We start from the raw sequence: 25209 nt of genomic DNA, 5'->3' as shown, positions 1-25209 counted from the left end.
CCCGCGCCGGCCCTGTCGCCACCGGCGGCGCCCCCACCAGGAGTCCAGGTATGCCCCGCTTGTCGCCCGCCCTCCGCGCCATTCCGCCCTTGTTGCTCCTGGCACTGGCGGCCTGTTCGACCCCGCCGCGTGGCAGCGGCGCACCGGCCGCGCCACGCGCCTCCGCCCCGCCCTCGTCCATGGTTCTGCCCGCCGCATCGGCCTTCGACAAAGGCCGTTCGGCGGTCAAGCCTGGTCTGGCACGCCAGCTCAACGAGCTCGGCAAACGGCTCGAAAGCCGGCCCACGTTTCGCGTGCACATCGTGGGCAACGGCGACGAAGGCCGCAGCGACGCGGCCAACCGCCTGCTCGCGCAGGACCGCGCCCTGAGCGTGCGCGACTACCTGCTCGCGCGCGGCGCCGACGTCACCCGCCTCACCACCGAAGGCAAGGCCGGAGGCCGACAGCTGGAACTTCGCATCAGCGAAGGGAAGTGAAAACCCCCGCAGCGCATCAGGCGCTCGGTCGCGCCCTCGACTCTTCCTGCAGCCGCAACACGCGGCGTTGCACCTTGCCGGTGGTGGTCATCGGCAGCGATTCGACGAACTCGATGTCCTTGGGGTATTCATACGGCGCGAGTTTGCCCTTCACATGCGCCTGCAACTCCTTCACCAGCCGTGCTTCGAAATCCGCGTCGCCCACACGCCTTCCCGGCGCCGCGAGGTACTCCTGGGCCAGCACCACATAGGCCTTGACCACCGCGCCACGCTCGGCGTCGGGCTTGGGCACCACGGCCGCGTTGGCGACCGCCGGGTGCTTGACCAGGCAGTTCTCGATCTCGCTCGGGCCGATGCGGTAGCCCGCGGCCTTGAACACGTCGTCGCTGCGGCCCTGGTACCAGAGGTAGCCGTCGGCGTCGCGGGTGGCGAGGTCGCCGGTGCGGCACCAGCTGTCGGCCATGTCGCCGGTGAACTTGGCGCGGGTCGAGGCCTCGTTTTTCCAGTAGCCGAGGAAGAAGATCGGGTCGGGGTCGCCGTGCACGTCGAGCCGGTGCACCGCGACATCGCCTGGCACGCCGACGGGGCACTCGTTGCCGTCGTCGTCGATCACCGCCACGCGATGGCCCGGATAGCCCTTGCCCATGGAACCCGCTCGCGCGGGGTAGAGCCGCGCGCAGTTGCCCACGATGTAGTTGATCTCGGTCTGGCCGAACATCTCGTTGACCGTCACGCCCAGTTGCTCGCGGCAGTAGGCGAACACCGCGTCGCCCACGGCCTCGCCCGCGCTCATGATGGCCTGCAGGTTCAGCCGGTATTGCTGGCGCGGCTCGGGGAAGGCTTTCATCATGGCCTTGAGCGCGGTCGGGAACAGGAAGGTGTGGGTCACGCCGTGGCGCTGCATCAGCTCGAACGCGGTCTGCGGGGTGAAGCGGCCGTTGAAGCCGACGATGGTGCGGCCGAAGTAAAGCGTGGGCAGCAGCGCGTCCATCAGGCCACCGGTCCAGGCCCAGTCGGCCGGCGACCAGAACACCGCCTCGCTCGGCACCGACGCGTCCCAAGGGTCGAAGCCGAACCAGTTCTGGCTGCACACGAAACCGGTGAGGTTGCCGATCAGCGCGCGATGGGGAATCAGCGCGCCCTTGGGGTTGCCGGTGGTGCCGCTGGTGTAGATCAGCACCGCCGCCTCGTCGGCCAGTGTGTTCACCGCGTCGAACGCGGCCGGCTCCTGCGCCAGCACCGGCGCCCAGTGCAGCACGCTGCTCTCTGGCGCATCCACCGCGATCACGCTGTGCAGTTGAGGACATTGCGCGCTCACGGACTGCACGGCCGCCAGCGTGCTCGCGTCGCAGATCGCCACCAGGGCTTCGCTGTCGCGCAGGCGGAACTCCAGCGCCTCGGGGCCGAAGAGTTGCGAGAGCGGCACACCGACCGCGCCCATCTGCAGCACCGCCATGTAGGCCACGGCGGTCTCGAAACGCTGCGGCATCACGATGGCCACGCGGTCGCCGCGCCGCACGCCGAGCGCGGAGAGCGCGTTGGACAGGCGGTTGGCTTGCTGCTGCAGTTCGGCGTAGCTGTGGCGCTGGTCGGGGCGGTCGGCGGCACAGGCGATCACGGCGGTGCGGGCCGCGACCTCGGGATCGGTTGCCCAGCGGCGCGAGCAGACCTCGGCCATGTTGAAGTGCCTGGGCACCTGCCAGCCAAAGCGGCGGTGCAGCTGGTCGTAATGGTCCACGGCGGACGCGGGGGTGTCACGGCCTTGACGCTGGGGCATGCGGTGTCTCCTGCTCGTCTTTATGATGAATCGAATGTACCAAGCACTCAAAGCCTCGCGCAGCACGTTTGTGCCCATCCGCCACCTCGAGTACCACGTGCGACAGTGGGGTGAACCCCAAGCCGGTCAGGCACCACTGGTGCTCGTGCACGGCTGGATGGACGTGGCTGCGTCCTGGCAGTTCATGGTGGACGCGCTGACCGATGACCAATGGATCATCGCGCCCGACTGGCGGGGGTATGGGCTGACGAAAGGGTCCGGGCCTGAACCCGACAACTACTGGTTCGCCGACTACCTGGCCGACCTCGACGCCCTGCTCGACCACTTCGCGCCCGGCGCGGCGGTGAACCTGGTGGGCCACAGCATGGGTGGCAACGTGGCCATGATGTACGCGGGCGTGCGGCCCGAGCGCATCCGACGCCTGGTCAACCTCGAAGGCTTCGGCATGCCCGAAACGCGACCCGCGCAGGCGCCCGGGCGATACGCGCAGTGGCTGGACGAGCTCAAGGCCCTGCGCCGCGGCGAGATGGACCTCAAGACCTACGACTCGGTCGAGGGCGTGGCGCGTCGCCTGATGAAGACCAACCCCCGCCTGGGCGCCGACAAGGCCGGCTGGCTGGCGCGCCAGTGGGCCGCACCCGACGCAGAGGGCCGATGGGCGATCCTCGGCGACGCGGCACACAAGGTGGTGAACGCCCATCTCTACCAGCTGCCCGAGACACTGGCCATCTACGAGCGCATCGCGGCGCCGGTGCTCAGTGTCACCGCCAGCGATGACAGCCTCTCACAGTGGTGGAAGGGCCGCTTCACGCTGGAGCAGTACCACGAGCGCCTGAAGGCCGTGCCGAACCTGCACAACGCCGTGATCGAAGACGCGGCTCACATGCTGCACCACGACCAGCCGGAGCGGCTGGCCCAACTGATCGAAGGCTTCCTCGCCGACACAGCTTGAGCGGCTGCCCGACCCAGGATGCGGTGGAACCGGCTCCGCCGGGCCGCGCGCATCACCTCCTTGAGGGGGTGACGCTGCAGGCGGCGCAGGGGTGGGTCACAAGCAGCTCGTAGCGATGTCTCGCCAGGCCTGATCGTAAGAGCCGGTGGTGTCGGTGTGCAGGTTGCTGTGGCCCAGCGGCCAGTCCCGCCAGAACTTCGGCGGTGGTGCCATGTCGTACAGGCGCCGCCCCTGCGCCATCGGCACCGTGGTGTCCTGCGATCCGTGCAGGAACCAAACCGGCCCGTGGACCCCGGTGATGTCCTCGCTGGCCGCCATGCGCTGCGAGCCCATGCCCACCAGCGCGCGCCCCACCCAGCCCACGCTGGCCTGCGCCAGGTCGGAGAAGCTGGTGAATCCGCTCTCCAGCACCAGGGCGCAATAGCCGTTCGTTCCCTTCAGGCGCGCCGCCAGCCGGGTGGCGACGGCCGTGCCCATGGAGTGTCCGTAAATCACCCAACGCACCGAAGGGTCCCGCGGCCCTTGAGCTTGCAGGAACTGCCACACCACCCACGCGTCGTCGTGGATGCCCGGCTCATCGGGCAAGCGCGGGCTGGAGCCGCCCCAGCCCCGGTAGTCGGGCAGCCACACAGCCATTCCCGCGCGCCGCATGGGCAGGGTCTTGGGCAGGTTCTGGTACGCATGGCGAAAGGTGCCGTGCAGGTACAACACCCGGATGTCCCGCGACGGGCTGCCGAGGGCGGGCACCTGCAGCACCTCCACCCACTCCCCGGACGAGCCGGAAGGGACGCGCAACACGCTGACGTCGGGATTCGCCGCCTGAAGGACCTGCTTCTCGGCGTCGTTCTGCAGCGCGGTGGGACGGTAGATCTTTTCGCGCTGCCAGGTGTCCACCCCGGCACAAGCCGGGAGCAGAAGAACCAGTCCAAGGACCCACAGGGCCAGGTGAATGCGTCGCTGGGCGGGCGACACGGAGGCGCTGAAAACGGTCATGGGGTCAGTCAAAGCATCAATGGCACAATTTTGCAGCACCCCTCACCCCCTCCTTGGCACTGCATGCGAGCCTTTTTCGCTTTTCTCCTGGTTTCCATGCTCGCCGCCCGCGCAGGCGCCCAGGACTACGCGCCGTGCCCGGGCTGGAACCCGCCAGACGCCAAGGACCGGCACCACGAGCTGTTCATCTCGCCCTTCACCCGGCACTGGACGCTGTCTGACGAACACAAGCCCGTGTACGCGCTGGGTTTCACGCAGCGGCTGCCCGACGACCGGTTCTGCGGCTTCAGCCTGTTCCGCAACTCCTTCGGTCAACCTTCGGGCTATGTCTATCTGGGGAAAACCTGGAACGCGTTCGTGCCGAGCCTGCCCAAGCTGTACGGTTCGGTCAGCGCGGGCGTGCTGTTCGGCTATGTGGATCGCTACGAGGGCAAAGTCCCGGCCAACAACCACGGTTTTTCCCCGGGATTGATCCCCGCCCTGGGGTACCGGTTGACGCCAGCGGTCAGTGTGGAGCTGCAACTGCTGGGCACCGCCGGCATCATGCTGGGCACCGCTTTGCGCTTCTGAACACGCGTCCTCCCGGCGGGATCGGCGGGCACCGGCCGCTTCTCACCGTTCGCGTGAGAAAATCGCGGTTTACCCACCCATGGCCACCACGGTGTCCAAGGGCGTGCCCTCCCCCCAAATCGAATCAAGGTCCCATCATGGAAGCAGAACGCGTCAACACCATCCGTAGCCAACTCGCCGACCTGACCACCCGCGTGGTCGAGTTACGGAGGTATCTTTGACTACGATGCCAAAGCATCGAAACTGAAGGAAGTCGAGTCCGCGCTGGAAGACCCGACGGTCTGGAACGACCCCAAGCGCGCCCAGGACCTGGGGCGAGAAAAGAAATCGCTCGAAGACGTGGTGCTGGTGCTCGACCGCCTCACCGGTGAGCTTTCGGACAACAGCGAACTGTTCGAGATGTCGAGCGAAGACGGCGACGACGCCGGGCTGATCACCATCGAAGGCGAGGCCGCCAAGGTCGCGGTCGAGGTGGAGAAGCTCGAATTCCGCCGCATGTTCAACAACCCGGCCGATCCGCTGAACTGCTTCCTGGACATCCAGGCCGGCGCCGGCGGCACCGAGGCCTGCGACTGGGCCAGCATGCTGCTGCGCCAGTACCTGAAGTACTGCGAGCGCAAGGGCTTCACGACCACGATCGAAGACGAGACCGCGGGCGACACCGCCGGCATCAAGGGCGCCACGATCAAGATCGAGGGCGACTACGCCTTTGGTCTGTTGCGCACCGAAACCGGCGTGCACCGCCTGGTGCGCAAGAGCCCGTTCGACAGCTCGGGTGGGCGCCACACCTCGTTTGCGTCGGTGTTCGTGTACCCCGAAATCGACGACTCGATCGAGATCAACATCAACCCGGCCGACGTGCGCACCGACACCTTCCGCGCATCGGGCGCGGGTGGCCAGCACATCAACAAGACCGACTCGGCCGTGCGCCTGACGCACATCCCCACCGGCATCGTGGTGCAGTGCCAGGACGGTCGCAGCCAGCACAGCAACCGCGACGTGGCGTGGAAACGACTGCGTTCGCGCCTGTACGACCACGAGCTGCGCAAGCAGCAGGAAGAGCAGCAGAAGCTCGAAGACACCAAGACCGATGTGGGTTGGGGTCATCAGATCCGCAGCTACGTGCTGGACAACAGCCGCATCAAGGACCTGCGCACCAACGTCGAGATCTCGGCCACGCAGAAGGTGCTGGACGGCGACCTCGACGCCTTCATCGAAGCCTCGCTGAAGCAAGGCGTGTAAATGGTCCAGGCCCTGATCTTCGACATGGACGGCACCATGATCGATTCCATGCCGTCGCACCAGCGCAGCTGGGTCGAGTTCACGCGACGACGTGGCCTGGAGATTGATGTGGCCGACCTGATGCGCCGCACCACCGGTCGCACCGGCGTCGAGTGCATGCAGGCGCTGTTCGGCGACATCTCGCACGAACAGGCCCAGGCCCACGTCGATGAAAAGGAAGCCGTCTACCGCGAGCTGTTTGCCCCCGTTTTCAGCGAGGTCGCAGGCTTCAAGACCTTCCTCGGGGCCGCGCAACAACGTGGCCTGGCGGTCGGCGTGGGCACGGCGGGCGACCGCCACAACCAGGCGTTCGCGTACCAGCACCTGGCGCTGGGACAGACGCTGCCCACGGTGGGCGGCGACGAGGGCCTGCCGGGCAAACCCGAACCCGCCATTTTTCTGGAGGTGGCACGCCGCCTCGGCGTGTCGCCCGAACACTGCATCGTGTTCGAAGACGCTCCGCTGGGCATCGAGGCCGCTCGGCGCGCCGGCATGCGCGCCGTCGCCATCTGCAGCTCGCACCCAGCCGACGAACTCGGTGGGCCGCACGTGCTCGCCCGGGTTCCCGATTTTCATGCCCTGATCACATCCCGTTTCCTGGAGAAGCTATGAACCTTCTGCGTGAGGCCAATGGCCCAACCACGGTGGTCCGCCGAGAAGACTACGCGCCGCCGGCTTTCTGGATCGATACCGTCGATCTCAGTTTCGACCTCGACCCGCTCAAGACGCGCGTGCTCAACAAGATGCGCTTGCGCCGCAACCCCGACGTGCCCGCGCAGGCGCTGCGCCTGGACGGTGAAGACCTCAATCTGGCCCGCGTGATGCTCAACGGTGGCGGCTGCTCGTTCAAGATGGACGGCCAGACCCTGGTGCTGGAAAACCTGCCCGAAGGCACCGAGCCCTTCGATCTGGAGATCTTCACCACCTGCGCGCCCGAGAAGAACACCCAGCTCATGGGCCTGTACGTGAGCCAGGACACCTTCTTCACGCAGTGCGAGGCCGAGGGCTTCCGCCGCATCACCTACTTCCTCGACCGCTCCGACGTGATGGCGAGCTACACCGTGACGCTGCGCGCCGACAAGGCCAAGTACCCGGTGCTGCTGTCCAACGGCAACCTGGTGGAAGAAGGATCTCTGCCCGATGGCCGCCACTTCGCCAAGTGGGTCGATCCGCACAAGAAGCCCTGCTACCTGTTCGCGCTCGTGGCCGGCCAGCTGGTGGCGCGCGAGCAGCGCATCACCTCGCGCAGCGGCAACCAGCACCTGCTGCAGGTCTTCGTGCGCCCCGGCGACATGGACAAGACCGAGCACGCGATGAACTCGCTGATCAACAGCGTGATCTGGGACGAGGCCCGCTTCGGTCTGCCGCTCGATCTGGAACGTTTCATGATCGTCGCCACCAGCGACTTCAACATGGGCGCCATGGAAAACAAGGGCCTGAACATCTTCAACACGAAGTACGTTCTCGCCAACAGCGCCACCGCGACCGACACCGATTTCGCCAACATCGAATCGGTCGTGGGCCACGAGTATTTCCACAACTGGACCGGCAACCGCATCACCTGCCGCGACTGGTTCCAGCTCTCTCTCAAGGAAGGCCTGACCGTCTTCCGCGACCAGGAGTTCAGCATGGACCTGTGCGCCGAGCCCTCGGCACGCGCGGTCAAACGCATCGAGGACGTGCGCGTGCTGCGCACCATGCAGTTCCCCGAAGACGCCGGCCCGATGGCCCATCCCGTGCGGCCCGACAGCTATGTGGAAATCAACAATTTCTACACCGTCACGATCTACGAAAAAGGCGCCGAGGTCGTGCGCATGATGCAGACCCTGGTGGGGCGTGAGGGTTTCCGTCTCGGCATGGACCTGTACTTTCAGCGCCACGACGGCCAGGCCGTCACTTGCGATCATTTCGCCCAGGCCATCGCCGACGCCAACCCCGACAGCGACCTCGCCCGCCTCCTGCCGCAGTTCAAGCGCTGGTACAGCCAGGCCGGCACGCCCGTGGTGCGTGCGCGTGGTGTGTACGACGCCGCGGCCCGCAGCTACACGCTCACGTTCACGCAGAGCTGTGCGCCCACACCGGGGCAGTCGGTGAAAGAGCCGTTCGTGATTCCGGTCGCCATCGGTCTGCTGGATGCCAGCGGCACCGAGCTGCCGCTGCAGCTGGCGCACTGGAACCAGGCGGAGAACGGCACGCGCACCTTCGTGCTGACACAGGCCAGCGAAAGCTTCACCTTCGTCAATCTCGACGCCGAACCGGTGCCCTCCATCCTGCGAGGCTTCTCGGCCCCGGTGGTGCTGGACGCCGACTACACCGACACCCAACTGCTGAGCCTGCTGGCGCACGACACCGATGCCTTCAACCGCTGGGAAGCCGGCCAGCGACTGGCCTTGCGTCTCGCGCTGGCGGCCATCCGCGCCGACGGTCCTGTCACGAACGAGCCGCTGGATGCCGCCTACCTGAACGCCATGCGCGACGTGTTGCGTCACCCCACGCTGGACGCTGCGTTCAAGGAACTGGTGCTCACCCTGCCGAGCGAAACCTACATCGCCGAGCAGCTCGACGTGGTGGACCCGCAGCGCATTCACGCCGTGCGCGAGACCATGCGCGAACAGCTCGCCGGGGCCCTGCAGGCCGACTGGGCCTGGGCTTTCGACGCCCACCAGGACAACGGCGCCTACCGCCCCGACCCGGTGAGCACCGGCCGCCGCGCACTCGCTGGCCTGGCGCTGACCATGCTCTGCCTGGCCGCGCGCGCGAGCGGTGATGCGGTCTGGCCCGGCAAGGCCTACCAGCGCTTCAAGGACGCAGGCAACATGACCGACCGCTTCAACGCGCTCTCGGCCCTGGTGGTGAGCGGCCAGCCGCTGGCGCAGGACGCCCTGGTGCGTTTCCATGCGATGTTCAAGGGCGAGGCCCTGGTGATCGACAAGTGGTTCGCGCTGCAGGCCGGCGCGCCCGACCGCGGCGGCAATGTGCTGCCGGCGGTGCGTCATCTCATGACCCACCCGGATTTCAACCTGAAGAACCCCAATCGCGCACGCAGCGTGGTCTTCAGCTACTGCAGTGCCAACCCCGGCGCCTTCCACCGCGGCGACGCAGCGGGCTATGTCTTCTGGAGCGAGCGCGTGCTGGAGCTCGACGCCCTCAACCCTCAGGTCGCCGCCCGCCTCGCGCGCGCGCTCGACCGCTGGAAGAAGCTCGCCGAGCCCTACCGCAACGCAGCGAGAGAGGCGATCGCCCGTGTGGCCGCGAAGTCGGACCTGAGCAACGATGTGCGCGAGGTCGTGACCCGCGCCCTGGCCGATTAAGGACAACCCATGACCAAAAAAATCTCACTCACCCGCTACCTCGTCGAACAACAGCGCGTCGATGGCCACATCCCGGGCGACCTGCGCCTGCTGCTGGAGGTCGTCGCTCGCTCGTGCAAGAGCATCAGCCAGGCGGTCAACAAGGGCGACCTGGGCGGCATCCTCGGTGTCGCCGACACCGAGAACGTGCAGGGCGAGGTGCAGAAGCAGCTGGACATCATCGCCAACGAAGTGCTCATCGAAGCCAACGAATGGGGCGGGCACCTGGCGGCCATGGCCAGCGAAGAGATGGACAGCATCTACGTGGTGCCCAACCGCTTCCCACAGGGCGAATACCTGCTGATGTTCGACCCACTGGATGGTTCCTCCAACATCGACGTGAACGTGTCCATCGGCACCATCTTCTCGGTGCTCAAAAAGGGCAACGACGACCCCGATGCCGTTGAGCCCGTGAGCGAGCAGGACTTCCTGCAACCCGGTACGCAGCAGGTGGCTGCCGGCTACTGCGTCTACGGCCCACAGACCACACTCGTGCTCACCGTGGGCGATGGCGTGGCCATGTTCACACTGGACCGAGAACAAGGCTCCTTCGTATTGACCCGGGAACACGTGCAAATTCCGGCCGACACCAAAGAATTCGCCATCAACATGAGCAACATGCGGCACTGGGACGAGCCGGTGAAGCGCTATGTGAACGAGTGCCTCGCAGGCAAGGACGGCCCACGCGGCAAGGACTTCAACATGCGCTGGGTCGCCTCCATGGTGGCCGACGTGCACCGCATCCTCACCCGTGGTGGCGTGTTTCTGTACCCCTGGGACAAGCGCGAACCCGACAAGCCGGGCAAGCTGCGCCTGATGTACGAGGCCAACCCCATGGCCTGGCTGGTGGAACAAGCGGGCGGCGCGGCCACCAACGGTCGCGAGCGCATCCTGGATCTCCAACCGACCAAACTGCACGAGCGCGTGAGCGTGATCCTCGGTTCCAGGAACGAGGTCGAGCGCATCACCAGCTACCACGGCACGCTATAATCGCGGGCGTTGCCGGTGTAGCTCAGTCGGTAGAGCAGCTCATTCGTAATGAGAAGGTCGGGTGTTCGATTCATCTCTCCGGCACCACACAATCTGAAAAGCCCGCTGTCTTCTGGACAGCGGGCTTTTTCATTCCTGCCCGCGCGTCGGGCGAACAGCCTTCGATGCCCATGGACCCACTGGCCTCCCTCTTCCCTTTCGGCTGGCAGCACTACCTGCTCGGCGGTGCGTTCATCGGCGCGGGTGTCGCGCTGCTGTTTGTCTGCACCGGTCTGGTCGGTGGCATGAGCACGGTGTTTTCGTCCACCTGGTCGTTCCTTGTCAAGCGCCCGTTCTTTCAGCAGGCGCGATTCACGGACTCGCGGGTCTGGCGGCTGGTGTATGCGCTGGGTCTGATCCTGGGGGCGCTGGTCTGGTGGCTCGGCTTCTCCGATGGCACGCCCGGCTCCACCGACATCCCCGCCTGGCAACTGCTGATCGGCGGCGTGTTGGTGGGCTACGGCGCGCGGCTGGGCAACGGCTGCACCTCGGGCCACGGCATCTGTGGCCTGGGCTCGCTGCAGTGGCCCTCGCTGGCGGCGGTGCTGACCTTCATGGGCACGGCGTTTCTGACCGCCAACCTCGTCGGAAGGTGGTTCGCATGAGCGGCTTCACCATGACCCCGCTCAAGGCGCTGGCCGTGCTGGCCAGTGGAGCACTGTTCGGTTTCGGCCTGTCGCTGTCCACCATGATTCAACCGGAGGTGGTGCTGGGTTTTCTGCGCTTCCAGGACTTCGGGCTGATGCTGGTGATGGGCGGTGCGGTGGTGGTCACCCTGCTGACCTACCGCTTCGGGCCGCGGCTGTTGCGCCGGCCGCTGCTCGGCGGATATTTTCATCAGCATGTGAGCCACTGGAACCGCGACACCCTCGCCGGCGCGGCGCTGTTCGGGGTGGGCTGGGGCCTGTGTGGCGTGTGCCCGGGACCGGCCATCGCGGGCCTGGGCACCGGCAACACGGACCTGCTCTGGGCACTGGGCGGCATCGCCCTGGGTGCGCTGGCGCAGGGCTTGCGCGCCAAGGCCTGAGGGAACCGAGTCGCTCTGCGATGATCTCAACCCGTCATTCCCCTCACCGATCCCGCTCCATGACCACACGACGTTTTGCCTTGACCTTTCTGGCGACCACCCCGCTCTGGCTCGCCGCCTGCTCGAAAGAAGAGGCCGGCAGCGCCCCCGCCGCCAGCCGCATCGACACCGCGCAGGCTTTCGACACGCTGGCCGCCGAGGCCAAAGGCTTCACCGCCGGGGCCTTGATGAGCGCGCAGACCGTCTACGTGCTGTTCGATCCGCAGTGTCCTCACTGCAGCCACTTGTGGGAAGCCTCGCTGCCGCTGCACACCAAGCTCAAGTTCGTCTGGGCGCCGGTGGCCCTGCTCGGCCCCAAGAGCCTGCCCCAGGGGGCGGCCCTGATGCAGGCAGCCAACCCGGTCGAGGCCATGAGCGCCCATGAGAAATCCATCCTTGCCGGCCAGGGCGGCACCGCCGCATCGGCCAGCATCCCGGCCGACATCGAAGCCGCGATCAAAGCCAATACCCTGTTGCTGGACCGTCTAGGTGCCGAGTCGGTGCCCTACATCGTGGCCCGCAACGCCACCAGCGGCCAGATCGTCGCCAGGGCCGGCTCGATGGACACGCCGGCCCTGGCCGAATTTCTGGGCCTGGCACGGCCTTGACCCCACCCGGCCGGCATTAACATTCAACCCTCTGCCGCACGTCGCGGCCCGCTAAGGAGCACACCATGGGCAAAGAACAGCGCAACGAAAAGATGGCGAAGAAGCCGAAAAAAGACACCTCCGCCCCCAAGGGACCCGGCACCTCGGACCGTCCGATGCCGCCCATGACCTCGGTCATCCCGCGCGGCAAAGAGAAGAACAAGTGATGGGGGTTCAGGCGTGAAGGCCACCTGGAACGGCGCCGTGATCGCCGAAAGCGACGACACCGTGCTGGTCGAGGGCAACCACTACTTTCCCGAAAGCGCGCTCAACCGCGCTTTCGTGACCTTCAGCAACCACCGCACGGCCTGCGCCTGGAAGGGGCAGGCCCACTACCACTCGCTGCTGGTCAACGGCGAGCTGAACCCCGACGCCGCCTGGTACTACCCGGACCCGAAACCCGAGGCCGAGAACATCCGCGGACGTGTGGCGTTCTGGAAGGGCGTCAAGGTCGAGGCCTGAACCTTTCAAGGCTGCCGCCGCCGGCCACGACCCGGCGGGGACCGGCAGCGCTTCCATTCAATCATCTTTGGCAGGTGACCACACCGGCTGCCCGACGACGCCCGCCCACCCCATGGATGCCCTGACCCTTTTTCTCCTGTTCGCCGTTGGCGGCTACCTGCTGAAGTCCAGCGAACAGCGCCAGCGCATCGCCCTGCTCGCGAGCCACCTGGGCAGACACCAGATCGAGAAGCTGATGGAGCGCCTGAACGAGGGCTACATGCGGGCCCTGGGCGAGAGCGATCCCGATCGGCAGGGGCAGATCTGGTCCATGCACGAAGCGACCGAGCAGCAGCTGGCCCAGCAGTTTCAACGCTTCAGCGACGAGCTGTCCCAGGCCGATGAAGCCGCCACCCGCGTCAACCGCAACCCCCTGCCCCACGCCCACCGCTGGTTGCCCGCCTTCCTTGCGCCCGGCTTTGACCTGAGGGAGGTGATGCGGGTGCACGCCAGGGGCATCGCGCAGACGCTGGACAGCGCGACGGCGACACCCGACCCCCGCAAGAAAGCCCGCACGCTGCTGGCCGAGCTCTACCTGATGCAGCACAGTTGCCACTGGTATTGCCGCTCGCGGAGTGTGGCCTCGGCACGTCTGCTGGTGCGGCACCAGACGACCTACGAGCAACTGCTGGATGCGGTCTCTCCCGCCACGAGGGACGCGTACCTGAAGGTCGTGCAGGGCTGACGCCCACCGCCCGACAGCCCCGGACCTTGTCCGCTCAGGCGGGCCGCAAACGCACTGGCGCCGACTCCTTGATCGGCAGGTGCACCAGCGCCGCGGCCACCGCCAGCACGATGTCGATGTACCAGACCACGTCGTAGTTGCCGGTGGCTTCAAACACCTGGCCGCCCAGCCAGGCACCGAGGAAGCCGCCCACCTGGTGCGACAGCATCACCAGACCGAACAGCATCGCCATGTTGCCGGTGCCGAAGAACTTGGCCACCAGCCCCACCGTGGGCGGCACGGTCGAGAGAAACGTCAGCCCCATCACGGCGGCGAACACCAGCAACACCGCCTCGGTCTTGGGCGCCAGCAGGAACACCAGCACCGCCACGGCGCGCGAGGTGTACACCAGCGAGAGCAGCGACTTCATGCGCCAGCGGCCCACGGCCCATCCCATGGCCAGGCTGCCGATGATGTTGAACAGGCCGATCACGCCCAGCGCCCAGGCCCCCACCGGCGCCGGCAGCCCGCAGGCCGCCACCACGCCCGGCAGGTGCGTGGCGAGAAACGCGACGTGAAAACCGCAGACGAAGAACCCGGCCGACAGCAGCAGGTAGCTCGGCGTGCCCAGCGCGCGGCGGATGGCCTCGCGCGCCGGCAGCGCCACGGCCGGCGCCGCAGCACCCGGCGCAGCGGCCGGGCCGGGCCCGCGCAGCACCCAGGCGGCGGGCAAGGCCAGCAGCACGATGAAGCCCAGGGCCTGCAGCGCGCCCATCCAGCCCAGGCTGGCGGTGAGCGCAGCGGCCAGCGGCGCCATGATGAACTGGCCAAACGAACCGCCCGCGTTCACCACGCCCGTGGCCACGCCGCGCCGCTCGGCCGGGATCAGCCGCGCGGTGGCGGCCATCAGCACCGACGGCCCGGCCATGCCGGCGCCGCCCGCGGCCAGCACGCCAATGGCGAAGATGAGGCCCCAGGTGGTCGTCATGAACGGCGTGAGGAACGTGCCCAGCGCCACCAGCAGCACCCCGACCAACAGCACGCGCCCCGCGCCCACGCGGTCGGCCACAGCGCCCGCAAACGGCTGTGTCAGCCCCCACCAGAGCTGCCCGAAAGCGAAGGCCAGGCTGATGCTGCCCACGCCCAGACCGGTGGCGGTGTTCAGCGGAGAGAGAAAGAAACCCATGGTCTGGCGCGTGCCCATGGTGAGGGCGAAGGCGCCCGCCGCCGCCAGCAACACCAGCCACCAGACCACAGGGGTGTCATGCCGTTTCATCGGTGCTTCCTTCGGGGTTGAGCAGGTCCATGGCTTCGTCGATCAGCGAGTGCAGCGCCCGCACGCGGTCCAGGCCCAGGGTCTGGTTGAGGCTTTCCTGCGCCACCCGCCAGCGCCGCTGCGCCTCGGTGCGCTTGGCCTGGCCTTCGGTCGTGGCGCTGATGAGGCGGCTGCGCGCGTCGGCGCCTGGACCCATCACCAGCCAGCCGGCGGCCACCAGCGGCTGCAGGTTGCGCGAGAGCGTGGAGCTGCTCATCTTCATCTGTGCCGCCAGATCCACCGCCCGGATCGGCCCGAGCTTCACCACGTAGGACAGCAGCGAGTACTGCGTGGTCTTGAGGCCGGTCTTGCCCAGCTCGGCGTCGTAGTGGCTGGCGATGCGGCGCATCAGCTGGCGCAGCTTGAGGTTGGTGCAGCCCTGGGGCTTGACCGCAGGGGCTGTGCGGGTTGACGCGGTGGCGACAGGGTTCATGCGATCAATTGTATCTACAATCAATGCATATGCAACTGTTATGGAGAAACCCATGAGCGCGAATGACACCCTGGACAACTGGCTGGCGCAGGAGCGCGAGATCCTTCAACGGCTGGAGCGCGGCCCGGGCCCCGGCGTGGCGAGGCCAGAGCAGATCGCGGGCAAGACCGGGCTGGAGCAGATGCAGGCCATGCTCAACGGTGACATCCCCTTCGCTGCCATCGCCCAGACGCTGGACTTCCTGATCGTCGAGGTCGGCGACGGCAGCGCCGTCTTCCAGGGCACCCCCGGCCTGCACCACCTCAACCCCATGGGCACGGTGCACGGCGGCTGGTTCGCCACCTTGCTCGACTCGGCGCTGGGCTGTGCCGTGCACACCAAAATGCCGCCCGTTCGCGCCTACACCACGGCCGAGCTGAGCGTGAACATCGTGCGAGCACTCACCCCCAAGGTGCAGCGCGTGCGCGCCATCGGCCGCGTGATCCACTGCGGCCGCCAGCTCGCCACCGCCGAAGCACAACTGGTCGGCCCCGACGGAACGCTCTACGCCCATGCCACGACGACCTGCCTGGTCTTCGACCTGCACCACAAACCGGCGGGCGGCTCCACCACATAATCGGCGCCTCCCCCGTACAAAAAGGCCACCGATGCGATTCCTCCACACCATGCTGCGCGTGGGCAACCTGCAGCGCTCCATCGATTTCTACACCCAGGTGCTGGGCATGCAGCTGCTGCGTACCTCGGAAAATCCGCAATACAAATACTCGCTGGCCTTCCTGGGCTTTGACGGCGGCAACCCCGGCCAGGCCGAGATCGAACTCACCTACAACTGGGGCACCGAAAGCTACGAACTCGGCACGGCCTACGGCCACATCGCCCTGGGCGTGCCCGACGCGTACGCGGCCTGCGACAAGATCAAGGCCGCCGGTGGCAACGTCACGCGCGAGGCCGGTCCGGTGGCCGGTGGCAGCACGGTCATCGCCTTCGTGACCGACCCGGACGGCTACAAGATCGAGCTCATCCAACGGTCGGACCACCAGGCCGGTCAAGGCCTGCGCTGAGGCCCGACCCAGCCAAAGAAAAAGCCCGGCACTGCCGGGCTTTTTGCTGAAGCAAGCGTCCGCTCACGGCACGATCATCACTTCCACGCGGCGGGCTTCGGCGTTGTTGCCGGTACCGGTGGTCTGCTCGGGCTTCTTGAGCTCCAGGCTGGAACCGGTCACGCCCGCGCCGATCAGCGCATCGCGCACGGCGAACGCGCGCTTCCTGGCGATCTCGGCATTCCTGGCTGGGTCGCCCGTGGCGTCATGGAACCCCGACAGCACGAGGCGCTTGCCGCCCTTGGCGGCCGCGATGGCATCGGCCAGCGCGCCCAGCGCGCCGGGCGCCAGCTCGAACTTGCTGGGGGCGAAGTAGAACTTCACCACGCCGTTTTCCACCACCACGCTGGCGTCGTCGCTTGCGGCGGCGGGCGCCGCGGTGGCGGCGGCCGCTTCAGCGGCGACCGGCGCTGCGCCGGTGCCGGCCCCCGCCGCGACCACCGCGCCAGCGGGCGCAACACCCGCTCCGGCAGCCCCCGCAGTGGCCGTTACCGCGGCCTTGGCGCCATGGGCACGAACCTTCTGGATCCCCACACCCACCGCAAGGCCCACCGCCAGCAGCACCGCTGCAATCAACACCACCGCGACAACGCGGCCTTCTGGGTTGTCATCTTGGGAAGACATGGGCACACACTCCGTGAAGAATAATTAGAGGAATACAGAACACCGTTTGGCGACTCACCGGGCCTTCAGGCGCGGGGTGCCAAACCCACCGAAGATTGTAAATGGCCGACACCGCCGCACCGACCACCCTCAACGCCCCACGCACCCGCCGGCCAGACACCTGGGACCCGGCCCGGCGCGACGGCGCGCAGATGATGGCCGACACCCTGGCGCAGTGGCGCTCCATGGGCCCGAAGGCCGACCTCTGGGTGTTCGGTTACGCATCCCTGGTGTGGCGCCCCGAGTTCCAGGCCGCCGAGCAGCGCATCGCCCGGGTGCACGGTCACCACCGCTGCCTGCACATGTGGAGCCGGGTGAACCGGGGCACACCCGAGCGCCCGGGCCTGGTGTTCGCCTTGATGCGTGGCGGCAGCTGCACCGGCATGGCCCTGCGCCTGCCCCACGATCAGGTGGAGGCACAGATGCCGGCCTTGTGGGCCCGCGAAATGCCCAACCCGGTGTACGACCCGAAGTGGCTGCTGTGCCGCACCGACCAGGGCCCGGTGCGCGCCCTCGCCTTCACGCTGTCGGAGCGCAGCCCCAACCACACAGGCCCCCTGAGCGACGAGCGCTACCGCGAGATATTCACCCATTCGTGCGGGCGCTACGGCAGCACGCTGGACTACGCCCGCCAGACACTGCATGGCTTGCGCGCGCACGGCATCGAAGACCACGCGCTGGCGCAACTGCTGCGCCTCGCGGACGATCTGCCCTGAAAGCTTGACCCGCCGCACTCGTCAGCCACCGGCCCGCTTCTATACTGCCCGGATGAACATCGCCGACCTGCGCAAAAGCTACGAAAAGGCCGAACTCAGCGAGTCGGCCTCCCACGCCGATCCCTTGAAACAGTTTGAGCGCTGGCTCAACGAGGCCATCAGCGGCGAGGTGCCCGAGCCCAACGCCATGACCCTGGCCACCGTCGGCTCCAACCTGCGTCCGAGCACGCGCATCGTGCTGATCAAGGGCTACGACGAACGCGGCATCGTCTGGTACACCAACTACCAGAGCCACAAGGGCCGCGAGCTGGCCGGCAACCCGTTCGCCGCCTTGCAGTTTCACTGGGTCGAGATGGAGCGCGTGGTGCGCATCGAAGGCATGGTGGAGAAAGTGAGCGACGCCGAGAGCGATCAGTACTTCCACAGCCGCCCGCTGGACAGCCGCATCGGCGCCTGGGCCAGCCCACAAAGCGAAGTGATCGACAGCCGCACCGTGCTGGTGACCAACGCCGCGAAATACGGCGCCCAGTTCCTGCTGCAACCGCCGCGCCCGCCGCACTGGGGCGGCTACCGCCTGAAGCCCGACAACTGGCAGTTCTGGCAGGGCCGCAAGAGCCGCCTGCACGACCGACTGCGCTACACGCTGCAGGGCGATGGTGGGTGGCTGCGGGAGCGGCTGGCGCCTTGAAGATTTCCCCCCCGCGCCGCCTGCGGCGTCACCCCCCAGGGGGCGATGCGAGTGGCCCGGCGAAGCCGGTTCCACCGCATCCTGGATGAAGCCACGCGCTCCGGGTGCGATTTACACGCGCTGAATCGCTTGCTCTGACACCGCTTTCCGCATGTCTGTGGTCACCAGCCCTGGCGCAATCTCGTGCAGCGGCACCAGCACGAACGCGCGCTCCCACATGCGTGGATGCGGCACGGTCAGTGTTGCTGAGTCGATGCTCGCGTTGCCGTAGAGCAGCAGGTCCAGGTCCAGCGTGCGCGGCGCGTTGCGGTAGGGCCGCTCGCGCCCTGCGCCGTGTTCGATGGCTTGCAACGCCATCAGCAGCTCGGGCGCGGTGAGGGTGGTGGCGATCTCGGCCACCGCGTTGATGTAGTCCGGCCCGTTCGATTCGATGGGTGCCGTGCGGTACAGGCTGGACGCCTTCACCAGCCGCACACCGGGCACGCCGGCCAGCGCGGCGAATGCGTCGCGCAGCGCCTGTGCGGCGTCGCCCAAGTTGGCACCGAGTGCCACAAAGGCCGTGATTTCAGGGCGTACCACAACCCGGACCGGCCGGACGTCAGTCGGCGCCGCCCGCATCGGCAGGGCCGCTGGCGCCACCAGCGCCACCGGGTTTGCGGCGGCGGCGGCGGCGCTTCTTGGCGGGCGCACTGCCCTCGGGTGCGTCGCCGGCGGCGCTCGGTTCACCGCCGTCTTCGCCCGACGTTTCATCGCCGTCGTCCGCGCCGCGAAAGCGCGGATCGTCGGCCGGTACAGCGGCGTTGGACGACACCGGGTGATCGGGGTCGTCTTTCTTCACACGGCGTGCTTTGCCCGGGCCCGCCTTGGGCTGGTTGACCTTGCGCTGCGCGTCCACCATGTCTTCGCGCACTTCGTCGCTGGCCATGCTGAAGGTTTCCCACCAGTGGGCGAGCTCTTCTTCCACCTCGCCCACCTGCGCACGCAGGCGCAGGAAATCGAAACCGGCGCGGAACCGGGCCTGCTCCACCAGGCTGAAAGGCGACGTGCCCACCCGCTTGTCGAAGCGCGGCTGCATCATCCAGATCTCGCGCATGTCAGCGCCCAGCTTGCCGCGGCCCGACACGTCGCCGATGCGGCTCTCGAACACCTCGTCCACCGCGTCCTGGAGCGCGCCAAACGCCGGGGGCGGGCGCTGGTTGCCACGCGGCTGCAGGCGCTGGCTCCAGCCCTTGCGCACGTCGGCCCACAGCACGCAGGCCAGCAGGAAACTCGGCGCCACCGGCTTGCTTTCGCCAACACGGCGGTCGGTGTCCTGCAGCGCGAGCTTGACGAACTCGTCGTCGGCGCGCTCCACCACCACGTCGAGCAGCGGATAGATGCCCGTGTTCAGACCCACAGCCTTGAGCTGCGCCACGCTGGCGAGCGAATGGCCGGTCTGCAGCAGCTTGAGCATCTCGTCGAACAGGCGGCTCTGCGGCACATCCAGCAGCAGCTTGCGCGAGGACGCCAGCGGCTCCAGCGTCTTGGCGTCAAACGTGAACCCCAGGCCGCTGAGCTTGGCCGCAAAACGCACGGCGCGGATGATGCGCACCGGGTCTTCGCGGTAGCGCGTGGCGGCGTCGCCGATCATGCGCAGCGTCTTCTTCTTCGCGTCACGGATGCCGTTGTGGAAATCGACCACGATCTCCGACTCGGGGTCGTAGTACATGGCGTTGATGCTGAAATCGCGGCGCGCGGCGTCCTGCTCGATCGGGCCCCACACGTTGTCGCGCAGCACGCGGCCGCTGGCGTCCACCGCGTGTTTCATGCCGGCGAGTTCGCCCTTGCTGGTGCGCTCGTTGCCGGCCACCTGCTCGGCGTCGGCGCTGTCGAGGTAGGCGCGGAAGGTGGACACCTCGATCATTTCGTGTTCACGCCCGCGCCCATAGACCACATGCACGATGCGGAAGCGCCGGCCGATGATGAAGGCACGGCGGAACAGCCCTTTCACCTGCTCGGGCGTGGCGCTGGTGGCCACGTCAAAGTCTTTCGGGCGCAGGCCGAGCAGCAGGTCACGGACCGCTCCACCGACCAGGTAGGCCTCGAAGCCCGCGTCTTTCAGGGTGTGCACCACGTCCAGCGCGCGCTGGTCGACCAGTTTGCGGTCGATGCCGTGCACGGAGGCCGGCACATCGTCCCGTTTGCCGAACTTCGGCGTTTTGGCGGGCTTGGGCTCGTTGGACTTGCCGAGCAGCTTGTTGATGAATTTTTTGATCATTCGAATAGGTTCAGAATGCGCCAGCCCCGTTCGGCGGCAATGGCGCTGAGCCGGGCATCGGGATTGGTGGCCACCGGCTCGTGCACCTTGTCCAGCAGCGGCAAGTCGTTGATGGAGTCGCTGTAGAAGGTGCTGTGCTCGACACGCGACCAGTCCAGACCACGCTCGGACAGCCATTGTTCCACACGAGCGACCTTGCCCTCCCGGAACGAGGGCGTGCCACGGATGGCGCCGGTGGGGTTGCCCTGGGCATCGCGCTCCAGATCGATGGCGATCAGCTCCGGCACCCCAAAGGCCTCGGCGATCGGTCGGGTCACGAAGGCGTTGGTCGCGGTGACCACAATCACCGTGTCACCCGCCGCCTGGTGGCGCCGCACCAGTTCCATGGCCTGCGGCTTCATGGCCGGGCGGATGACCTCGTCCATGAACCGGCGGTGCGCGGCGTCGCACCGGGCCACGCCGTGTTCGGCCAGCGGGGCGACGGAGAAGCGGATGTATTCGTGGATGTCCAGCGTGCCGGCCTTGTACTGTTCGTAGAAGGCGTCGTTGGCACGGGTGTGGGTCTCAGCGTCGCGCCAGCCCAGCGTGACGGTGAACTGTCCCCAGGCATGGTCGGAGTCGATGGGGATGAGGGTGTGATCGAGATCAAAAAGGGCTAGGCGCATCAAGGTCTATTCGTTTTCCAGCATGGATTTGATCAGCGGGATGGTGATCGCGCGCTGGGTGCGCAGGGCATAGGCGTCGAGCTGGTCGAGCAGCATCATGAGGCTGGAGAGGTCGCGCGAGAAGCGGTTGAGCATGAAATCCATCACCTCGTCGCTCAGGAACACACCGCGCTCGTCGGCGGCCCGCCGCAGCACCGCGCGGCGCTCGGCCTCGCCCAGCGCCTTGACCTGGAACACATGGCCCCAGCCCAGGCGGGTGCGCAGGTCCTCGCGCAGCTGCAGGTCGGCCGGTGGCCGGTCGGCGGCGGCCAGCACCCAGCGCGCCGGGCCGTGGGCCGGTGTCTGGGCGTTGACGAACCAGTTGAACGCGGCGGCCTGCTGCTCGGCGGTGTAGAGGTGGCAGTCGTCGAGCACCACGGCGACCCAGCGCTCGTCGTACTCGACCGGATGCAGGGTCGAGGCGTCGATCCAGCCCACCTGGCCGCCGTGGTCCCGCAGGGCCTCGCGCGCCGCGCGCAGCAGGTGCGTCTTGCCGCTTCCGCCCTCGCCCCACAGCAAGGTGGGCACGGGCGAACGCCTGGGATTGCCGGTCCACAGGCTCAGGTGCTCCAGCGCCGCCTCGTTGCCCACCGCCACGAAATTGGCCAGGGTGGGCACGGGCGCCAGGCCGATGTCGAGCGCCATCTGCTTCATGGGAGGCTGGCCCGGGTTCATTCGGTGGTGTCCTGTGCGGCCGGCGCAGCCCCGCCCCGGGTCGGCGCCTCCAGGTAGAGCCGGCTGGAGAGGTACCCGGCCTTGGCACGGCGCATCGCCACCAGCAGCACCGCGCTCGCGGGCAGGGCGATGAGCACCCCGACAAAACCAAACAGGTGCCCGAAGGCCATCAGGGCGAAGATGACGGCGATCGGGTGCAGGCCGATGCGCTCGCCCAGCAGGCGCGGCGTCACGTACATGCTCTCGACCACCTGGCCCACGGTGTACACCGCGCCGACCAGCACCACGCCCAGCAAGGACTGAAACTGCAACACCGCGGCGAGCAAGCCCATGACCAGGCCCAGACCAAAGCCCAGGTAGGGGATGAACACCGCCAGACCGGTGAACACGCCGATCGGCAGCGCGAGTTTGAGCCCCACCAGCGCCAGCGCCACGGTGTAGAACACCGCGAGCACGCCCATCACCAGCAACTGACCCCGCAGGTACTGGCCCAGCACCTCGTCGGTCTCGTCCAGAAAGCTCTGCACGTTCGCGCGCCAGCGCGGCGGGATCAGGCCCTTGCTGCGCTCGACCAGGTTGGCCCAGTCCAGCAGCAGGTAATAGGCCACGATGGGGGTGAGCACCAGGTTGCCGAACACCGCCGCGAGCGCGCTGCCGCCGATGCGCAACGAAGACAGCAGGCCATCAAGCAACTCACCTTCGTGGCCGGTGATGAGTTTCTGCAACCACACGCGCACCATCGACACGTCCACCTGCAGGTCCACACCGAAACGCGCGGCCAGCGGCGTCAGCGAGTCGTTGACACGGTCCAGCAGCGCCGGCACCTGCTCCTTGAGCAGCGGCACCTGTTTGGTGATCACGGGCACGATCAGCAGCACCACGGCTGCCATCACCAGCATGAGCAAGGCGATGGCCAGTCCCGCACCCAGCCAGCGCGGGATCTTGTAGGTGTGCAGCCTCTCCACCAGCGGGTGCAGCGCGTAGGCCAGCACCGCCGCCAGCAGGAAAGGCATCAGCACCGGCGCCAGCATGGCCAGAACCGCCCAGGTCGCCAGGGCAATGGCCGCCCAGGACAGGAAGCGGATCTGGTTGGGGGTGAGGGTCATGGAAGGTGGCGTCGGGGTGAACGATCGGGCCGCGAGGGCGAACCCTTAAAATCTGGGGCAAATTCTAGTCCGCGCCTCTGGGCCACCACCCAAAGGCCCCCGCCATCCCGTGCCGCGTCCCCCGGACGCACGGGCTCTGGCAATCCCCGTCCCTCCGCAAGACCCCCTGCGGCACACCGCCAGCCCACCCGCCATGACCTCCAGCACCACCCCCCTCTCCTACAAAGACGCCGGCGTTGACATCGACGCGGGCGACGCGCTCGTCGAACGCATCAAGCCGCTGGCCAAAAAGACCATGCGCGAAGGCGTGCTGGCCGGCATCGGCGGTTTCGGTGCGCTCTTCGAGGTGCCCAAGCGCTACAAGGAACCGGTGCTGGTGTCGGGCACCGATGGCGTGGGCACCAAGCTCAAACTGGCGTTTGAATGGAACCTGCACGACACCGTGGGCATCGACCTGGTGGGCATGAGCGTGAACGACGTGTTGGTGCAAGGCGCCGAGCCGTTGTTCTTCCTCGACTACTTCGCCTGCGGCAAGCTGGACGTGGACACGGCTGCGGCCGTGGTCGGCGGCATCGCCAAGGGTTGTGAACTCAGCGGCTGCGCGCTGATCGGCGGCGAAACGGCCGAAATGCCTGGCATGTACCCGGCCGGCGAATACGACCTGGCCGGCTTCTGCGTGGGTGCGGTCGAGAAGTCCAAGATCCTGACCGGCCAGAACGTGAAGCCCGGCGACGTGGTGCTGGGCCTGGCCTCGCACGGCGTGCACTCCAACGGTTTCTCGCTGGTGCGCAAGTGCATCGAGCGCGCCGGAGCCGACCTGCCCGCCACGCTGGACGGCCAGCCGTTCCGCCAGGCCATCATGGCCCCCACCCGCCTGTACGTGAAGAACGTGCTCGCCACCCTGGCCAAACACCCCGTCAAGGCGTTGGCCCACATCACCGGCGGCGGCCTGCTGGAGAACATCCCGCGCGTGCTGCCCGAAGGCACGGCCGCCCACCTCAAGAAGGGCAGCTGGCCGCAGACCGAGCTGTTCGCCTGGCTGCAGAAGGTCGCCGGCATCGACGACATCGAGATGAACCGCACCTTCAACAACGGCATCGGCATGGTCGTGGTGATCGCCGCCGAAGAAGCCGCCGCCTGCGCCGCCACGCTGCGCGAGCTGGGTGAGACGGTGTTTGAGATCGGTTCGATCGCGGCCAAGGGCGAAGGTGCTTCGGTCACCGTGGCCTGAGTCCCCTTTTCCCGATGTGCAAAGGCCCGTTCGCGGGCCTTTGCCGCTTCATGTCCGGTCATGGCACTGTCAGGCGCCTTGTAGGACAAGGCCCACGGCAATTGATGGCGATCGCCTATGGATCGAACATGTGTCACTGGACAAGATCAGGGCATGTTCAACCCTCGGGAGCGCGCCATGCACATCACCTCCTTTCCATCATGCGATCCACGTGAGAACCATTTCCTGGCTGCGTTGCCCGAATCGGTGTGGACCCGCTGGCGCAACCAGCTTGAAACCGTCGACCTCTCTCTGGACCAGCAGCTTCACGCCTGCGCTGAAAACCCTGCCCATTTGTACTTCCCCACCACCGCCATGGTCTCGCTGCTGTATCTCACGAAAGACGGCTCGTCCACCGAGATCTGTGCGGTGGGGAATGATGGTGTCGTTGGCATCGATTCGCTGATGGGGGCAAACACCGCGCAAACCCTGGCCGTGGTGCAACGCGCCGGGCAAGCCTGTCGCTTGCCCTCCCAGGCCGTGCGCCAGGAACTCACTCAAGCAGGACCCGCCGTACCCCTCATGCTGCGCTACGCCCACAGTCTGGTCGCGAAGGTGGCACAGACGGCTGTGTGCAACCATTTCCACTCGATTGAACAGAGGGTCTGCCGGCGCCTGCTGATCAGCCTGGACCAGGCCCCGCAGAGTGAGGTGCCACTGACGCACCAACAATTCTCCAACCTGCTGGGTGTGCGGCGCGAAAGCGTGACGGCGGCCGCGCACAAGCTGCAGCGCAGCGGCGTGATTCGCTACCACCGTGGCCACATCACCGTGATCGACCGACAACGCCTGGAACAGGGCGCCTGCGAGTGCTACGCCGTGGCGAGGAAACAATACGAACGCACGCTGCCCATGCGGCTGGCAGCGTGAGCGGCCCGGTCTCCTGACACGAACCGTCAGCTGTCCATCCATGTCGGGTCAGTGACTGCACCAGCGTCGACACGCTTCAGGCATTGTTCTGGAAGGCGCCGGACGC

29 protein-coding genes and 1 tRNA gene are annotated in these 25209 nt (G+C 67.2%); 20 read left to right on the top strand and 10 right to left on the bottom strand.

The window, feature by feature from the left end:
* Window positions 1–50: 50 nt before the first annotated feature.
* Window positions 51–476 carry an OmpA family protein gene (locus IM738_RS03000; protein WP_236964416.1) on the top strand — a complete coding sequence of 142 codons (426 nt, stop codon included), beginning with the start codon at window positions 51–53 and terminating at the stop codon, window positions 474–476.
* 16 nt (window positions 477–492) lie between these two features.
* On the opposite strand, the gene IM738_RS02995 is transcribed toward IM738_RS03000, so the two are convergent.
* Window positions 493–2253: an acyl-CoA synthetase gene (locus IM738_RS02995; protein ID WP_236964415.1), complete on the bottom strand. Its 1761-nt coding sequence runs from the start codon at window positions 2251–2253 to the stop codon at window positions 493–495.
* Window positions 2254–2287: 34 nt separating this feature from the next.
* Between IM738_RS02995 and IM738_RS02990 the strand changes: the two genes are divergently transcribed.
* A complete protein-coding gene (locus tag IM738_RS02990; protein ID WP_236964414.1) occupies window positions 2288–3205 on the top strand; it encodes an alpha/beta fold hydrolase in 918 nt (305 codons plus the stop codon).
* Window positions 3206–3301: 96 nt separating this feature from the next.
* On the opposite strand, the gene IM738_RS02985 is transcribed toward IM738_RS02990, so the two are convergent.
* Window positions 3302–4198, bottom strand: a complete 897-nt coding sequence (locus IM738_RS02985) for an alpha/beta hydrolase (RefSeq protein WP_236964413.1) — start codon at window positions 4196–4198, stop codon at window positions 3302–3304.
* A 96-nt stretch (window positions 4199–4294) separates the two neighbouring features.
* Between IM738_RS02985 and IM738_RS02980 the strand changes: the two genes are divergently transcribed.
* The 12 genes from IM738_RS02980 to IM738_RS02925 all read left to right on the top strand — a co-directional run bounded on the left by IM738_RS02980 (window position 4295) and on the right by IM738_RS02925 (window position 13327).
* Window positions 4295–4768, top strand: a complete 474-nt coding sequence (locus IM738_RS02980; protein ID WP_236964412.1) for a hypothetical protein — start codon at window positions 4295–4297, stop codon at window positions 4766–4768.
* A 137-nt stretch (window positions 4769–4905) separates the two neighbouring features.
* A protein-coding gene (prfB, locus tag IM738_RS02975; protein ID WP_236964411.1) for a peptide chain release factor 2 occupies window positions 4906–6010 on the top strand; the annotation gives its coding sequence in 2 pieces (ribosomal slippage) (window positions 4906–4986 and window positions 4988–6010; 1104 coding nt in all).
* Window positions 6011–6661, top strand: coding sequence for an HAD family hydrolase (locus IM738_RS02970; RefSeq protein ID WP_236964410.1), 651 nt, complete (start codon window positions 6011–6013; stop codon window positions 6659–6661).
* Window positions 6658–9360, top strand: a complete 2703-nt coding sequence (gene pepN, locus IM738_RS02965; RefSeq protein WP_236964409.1) for an aminopeptidase N — start codon at window positions 6658–6660, stop codon at window positions 9358–9360. The genes IM738_RS02970 and pepN overlap by 4 nt, the downstream gene beginning before the upstream one ends.
* A 9-nt stretch (window positions 9361–9369) precedes the next feature.
* A complete protein-coding gene (locus IM738_RS02960) occupies window positions 9370–10389 on the top strand; it encodes a class 1 fructose-bisphosphatase (protein ID WP_236964408.1) in 1020 nt (339 codons plus the stop codon).
* Between the two features lie 11 nt (window positions 10390–10400).
* Window positions 10401–10476 (top strand) — tRNA-Thr (locus IM738_RS02955).
* Window positions 10477–10559: 83 nt separating this feature from the next.
* Window positions 10560–11033 (top strand): YeeE/YedE family protein, encoded by a 474-nt coding sequence (locus IM738_RS02950; protein WP_236964407.1) that lies wholly within the window; start codon window positions 10560–10562, stop codon window positions 11031–11033.
* Entirely contained in the window at window positions 11030–11455 is a 426-nt protein-coding gene (locus IM738_RS02945) for a DUF6691 family protein (RefSeq protein ID WP_236964406.1), read from the top strand. Before IM738_RS02950 ends, IM738_RS02945 begins: the two co-directional genes overlap by 4 nt.
* A 59-nt stretch (window positions 11456–11514) precedes the next feature.
* Window positions 11515–12102: a thioredoxin fold domain-containing protein gene (locus tag IM738_RS02940; protein WP_236964405.1), complete on the top strand. Its 588-nt coding sequence runs from the start codon at window positions 11515–11517 to the stop codon at window positions 12100–12102.
* Window positions 12103–12167: 65 nt separating this feature from the next.
* Entirely contained in the window at window positions 12168–12308 is a 141-nt protein-coding gene (locus IM738_RS02935; protein WP_236964404.1) for a hypothetical protein, read from the top strand.
* Window positions 12309–12321: 13 nt separating this feature from the next.
* On the top strand, window positions 12322–12603 hold the full coding sequence (locus IM738_RS02930) for a DUF427 domain-containing protein (protein ID WP_236964403.1): 282 nt from the start codon (window positions 12322–12324) through the stop codon (window positions 12601–12603).
* Window positions 12604–12715: 112 nt separating this feature from the next.
* A complete protein-coding gene (locus IM738_RS02925) occupies window positions 12716–13327 on the top strand; it encodes a hypothetical protein (protein ID WP_236964402.1) in 612 nt (203 codons plus the stop codon).
* Window positions 13328–13361: 34 nt separating this feature from the next.
* Here IM738_RS02925 and IM738_RS02920 read toward each other — a convergent pair whose 3' ends face one another.
* Together IM738_RS02920 and IM738_RS02915 are read right to left on the bottom strand one after the other, a co-directional pair.
* Entirely contained in the window at window positions 13362–14582 is a 1221-nt protein-coding gene (locus IM738_RS02920) for an MFS transporter (protein ID WP_236964401.1), read from the bottom strand.
* Window positions 14569–15054 carry a MarR family winged helix-turn-helix transcriptional regulator gene (locus IM738_RS02915; RefSeq protein ID WP_236964400.1) on the bottom strand — a complete coding sequence of 162 codons (486 nt, stop codon included), beginning with the start codon at window positions 15052–15054 and terminating at the stop codon, window positions 14569–14571. Before IM738_RS02915 ends, IM738_RS02920 begins: the two co-directional genes overlap by 14 nt.
* Window positions 15055–15106: 52 nt before the next feature.
* Here IM738_RS02915 and IM738_RS02910 point away from each other — a divergent pair, with 52 nt between their 5' ends.
* Together IM738_RS02910 and gloA are read left to right on the top strand one after the other, a co-directional pair.
* A complete protein-coding gene (locus IM738_RS02910; protein WP_236964399.1) occupies window positions 15107–15670 on the top strand; it encodes a PaaI family thioesterase in 564 nt (187 codons plus the stop codon).
* 31 nt (window positions 15671–15701) lie between these two features.
* The gene (gloA, locus tag IM738_RS02905; protein ID WP_236964398.1) at window positions 15702–16115 is read left to right on the top strand and encodes a lactoylglutathione lyase; all 414 of its coding nucleotides are present in this window, start codon (window positions 15702–15704) and stop codon (window positions 16113–16115) included.
* Window positions 16116–16178: 63 nt separating this feature from the next.
* On the opposite strand, the gene IM738_RS02900 is transcribed toward gloA, so the two are convergent.
* Window positions 16179–16778, bottom strand: a complete 600-nt coding sequence (locus tag IM738_RS02900; RefSeq protein WP_236964397.1) for an OmpA family protein — start codon at window positions 16776–16778, stop codon at window positions 16179–16181.
* A 101-nt stretch (window positions 16779–16879) separates the two neighbouring features.
* On the opposite strand from IM738_RS02900, the gene IM738_RS02895 reads away from it, so the two are divergent.
* A complete protein-coding gene (locus IM738_RS02895) occupies window positions 16880–17533 on the top strand; it encodes a gamma-glutamylcyclotransferase (RefSeq protein WP_236964396.1) in 654 nt (217 codons plus the stop codon).
* A 52-nt stretch (window positions 17534–17585) separates the two neighbouring features.
* The gene (pdxH, locus tag IM738_RS02890; RefSeq protein WP_236964395.1) at window positions 17586–18221 is read left to right on the top strand and encodes a pyridoxamine 5'-phosphate oxidase; all 636 of its coding nucleotides are present in this window, start codon (window positions 17586–17588) and stop codon (window positions 18219–18221) included.
* 111 nt (window positions 18222–18332) lie between these two features.
* Here pdxH and folK read toward each other — a convergent pair whose 3' ends face one another.
* From folK to IM738_RS02865, 5 genes are read right to left on the bottom strand one after another with little or no spacing between them, the layout of a single operon-like run.
* On the bottom strand, window positions 18333–18839 hold the full coding sequence (gene folK, locus IM738_RS02885; protein WP_236966448.1) for a 2-amino-4-hydroxy-6-hydroxymethyldihydropteridine diphosphokinase: 507 nt from the start codon (window positions 18837–18839) through the stop codon (window positions 18333–18335).
* Window positions 18820–20478, bottom strand: coding sequence for a polynucleotide adenylyltransferase PcnB (gene pcnB, locus IM738_RS02880; RefSeq protein ID WP_236964394.1), 1659 nt, complete (start codon window positions 20476–20478; stop codon window positions 18820–18822). Before pcnB ends, folK begins: the two co-directional genes overlap by 20 nt.
* On the bottom strand, window positions 20475–21143 hold the full coding sequence (locus IM738_RS02875) for an HAD family hydrolase (protein WP_236964393.1): 669 nt from the start codon (window positions 21141–21143) through the stop codon (window positions 20475–20477). Before IM738_RS02875 ends, pcnB begins: the two co-directional genes overlap by 4 nt.
* 6 nt (window positions 21144–21149) lie before the next feature.
* Complete coding sequence (hda, locus tag IM738_RS02870) at window positions 21150–21836, bottom strand: DnaA regulatory inactivator Hda (protein ID WP_236966447.1); 687 nt, start codon at window positions 21834–21836, stop codon at window positions 21150–21152.
* Window positions 21837–21853: 17 nt separating this feature from the next.
* Window positions 21854–22963, bottom strand: a complete 1110-nt coding sequence (locus tag IM738_RS02865; protein ID WP_236964392.1) for an AI-2E family transporter — start codon at window positions 22961–22963, stop codon at window positions 21854–21856.
* A gap of 193 nt (window positions 22964–23156) precedes the next feature.
* On the opposite strand from IM738_RS02865, the gene purM reads away from it, so the two are divergent.
* A complete protein-coding gene (purM, locus tag IM738_RS02860) occupies window positions 23157–24194 on the top strand; it encodes a phosphoribosylformylglycinamidine cyclo-ligase (RefSeq protein ID WP_236964391.1) in 1038 nt (345 codons plus the stop codon).
* A 177-nt stretch (window positions 24195–24371) separates the two neighbouring features.
* Entirely contained in the window at window positions 24372–25103 is a 732-nt protein-coding gene (locus IM738_RS02855; RefSeq protein WP_236964390.1) for a Crp/Fnr family transcriptional regulator, read from the top strand.
* Window positions 25104–25209: the final 106 nt, after the last annotated feature.

It is taken from the genome of Hydrogenophaga sp. SL48 (assembly GCF_021729865.1).
GTDB lineage: Bacteria > Pseudomonadota > Gammaproteobacteria > Burkholderiales > Burkholderiaceae_C > Hydrogenophaga.
The sequence above is the reverse complement of the archived record's forward strand: the minus strand, read 5'-3'. Positions and strand labels throughout refer to the sequence as shown.

Coding starts and splice junctions, on each gene's coding strand:
- IM738_RS03000 (WP_236964416.1), top strand. CDS start 51: ATGCCCCGCTTGTCGCCCGCCCTCCGCGCCATTCCGCCCTTGTTGCTC.
- IM738_RS02995 (WP_236964415.1), bottom strand. CDS start 2,253: ATGCCCCAGCGTCAAGGCCGTGACACCCCCGCGTCCGCCGTGGACCAT.
- IM738_RS02990 (WP_236964414.1), top strand. CDS start 2,288: ATGTACCAAGCACTCAAAGCCTCGCGCAGCACGTTTGTGCCCATCCGC.
- IM738_RS02985 (WP_236964413.1), bottom strand. CDS start 4,198: ATGACCGTTTTCAGCGCCTCCGTGTCGCCCGCCCAGCGACGCATTCAC.
- IM738_RS02980 (WP_236964412.1), top strand. CDS start 4,295: ATGCTCGCCGCCCGCGCAGGCGCCCAGGACTACGCGCCGTGCCCGGGC.
- IM738_RS02970 (WP_236964410.1), top strand. CDS start 6,011: ATGGTCCAGGCCCTGATCTTCGACATGGACGGCACCATGATCGATTCC.
- pepN (WP_236964409.1), top strand. CDS start 6,658: ATGAACCTTCTGCGTGAGGCCAATGGCCCAACCACGGTGGTCCGCCGA.
- IM738_RS02960 (WP_236964408.1), top strand. CDS start 9,370: ATGACCAAAAAAATCTCACTCACCCGCTACCTCGTCGAACAACAGCGC.
- IM738_RS02950 (WP_236964407.1), top strand. CDS start 10,560: ATGGACCCACTGGCCTCCCTCTTCCCTTTCGGCTGGCAGCACTACCTG.
- IM738_RS02945 (WP_236964406.1), top strand. CDS start 11,030: ATGAGCGGCTTCACCATGACCCCGCTCAAGGCGCTGGCCGTGCTGGCC.
- IM738_RS02940 (WP_236964405.1), top strand. CDS start 11,515: ATGACCACACGACGTTTTGCCTTGACCTTTCTGGCGACCACCCCGCTC.
- IM738_RS02935 (WP_236964404.1), top strand. CDS start 12,168: ATGGGCAAAGAACAGCGCAACGAAAAGATGGCGAAGAAGCCGAAAAAA.
- IM738_RS02925 (WP_236964402.1), top strand. CDS start 12,716: ATGGATGCCCTGACCCTTTTTCTCCTGTTCGCCGTTGGCGGCTACCTG.
- IM738_RS02920 (WP_236964401.1), bottom strand. CDS start 14,582: ATGAAACGGCATGACACCCCTGTGGTCTGGTGGCTGGTGTTGCTGGCG.
- IM738_RS02915 (WP_236964400.1), bottom strand. CDS start 15,054: ATGAACCCTGTCGCCACCGCGTCAACCCGCACAGCCCCTGCGGTCAAG.
- IM738_RS02910 (WP_236964399.1), top strand. CDS start 15,107: ATGAGCGCGAATGACACCCTGGACAACTGGCTGGCGCAGGAGCGCGAG.
- gloA (WP_236964398.1), top strand. CDS start 15,702: ATGCGATTCCTCCACACCATGCTGCGCGTGGGCAACCTGCAGCGCTCC.
- IM738_RS02900 (WP_236964397.1), bottom strand. CDS start 16,778: ATGTCTTCCCAAGATGACAACCCAGAAGGCCGCGTTGTCGCGGTGGTG.
- IM738_RS02895 (WP_236964396.1), top strand. CDS start 16,880: ATGGCCGACACCGCCGCACCGACCACCCTCAACGCCCCACGCACCCGC.
- pdxH (WP_236964395.1), top strand. CDS start 17,586: ATGAACATCGCCGACCTGCGCAAAAGCTACGAAAAGGCCGAACTCAGC.
- folK (WP_236966448.1), bottom strand. CDS start 18,839: ATGCGGGCGGCGCCGACTGACGTCCGGCCGGTCCGGGTTGTGGTACGC.
- pcnB (WP_236964394.1), bottom strand. CDS start 20,478: ATGATCAAAAAATTCATCAACAAGCTGCTCGGCAAGTCCAACGAGCCC.
- IM738_RS02875 (WP_236964393.1), bottom strand. CDS start 21,143: ATGCGCCTAGCCCTTTTTGATCTCGATCACACCCTCATCCCCATCGAC.
- hda (WP_236966447.1), bottom strand. CDS start 21,836: ATGAAGCAGATGGCGCTCGACATCGGCCTGGCGCCCGTGCCCACCCTG.
- IM738_RS02865 (WP_236964392.1), bottom strand. CDS start 22,963: ATGACCCTCACCCCCAACCAGATCCGCTTCCTGTCCTGGGCGGCCATT.
- purM (WP_236964391.1), top strand. CDS start 23,157: ATGACCTCCAGCACCACCCCCCTCTCCTACAAAGACGCCGGCGTTGAC.
- IM738_RS02855 (WP_236964390.1), top strand. CDS start 24,372: ATGCACATCACCTCCTTTCCATCATGCGATCCACGTGAGAACCATTTC.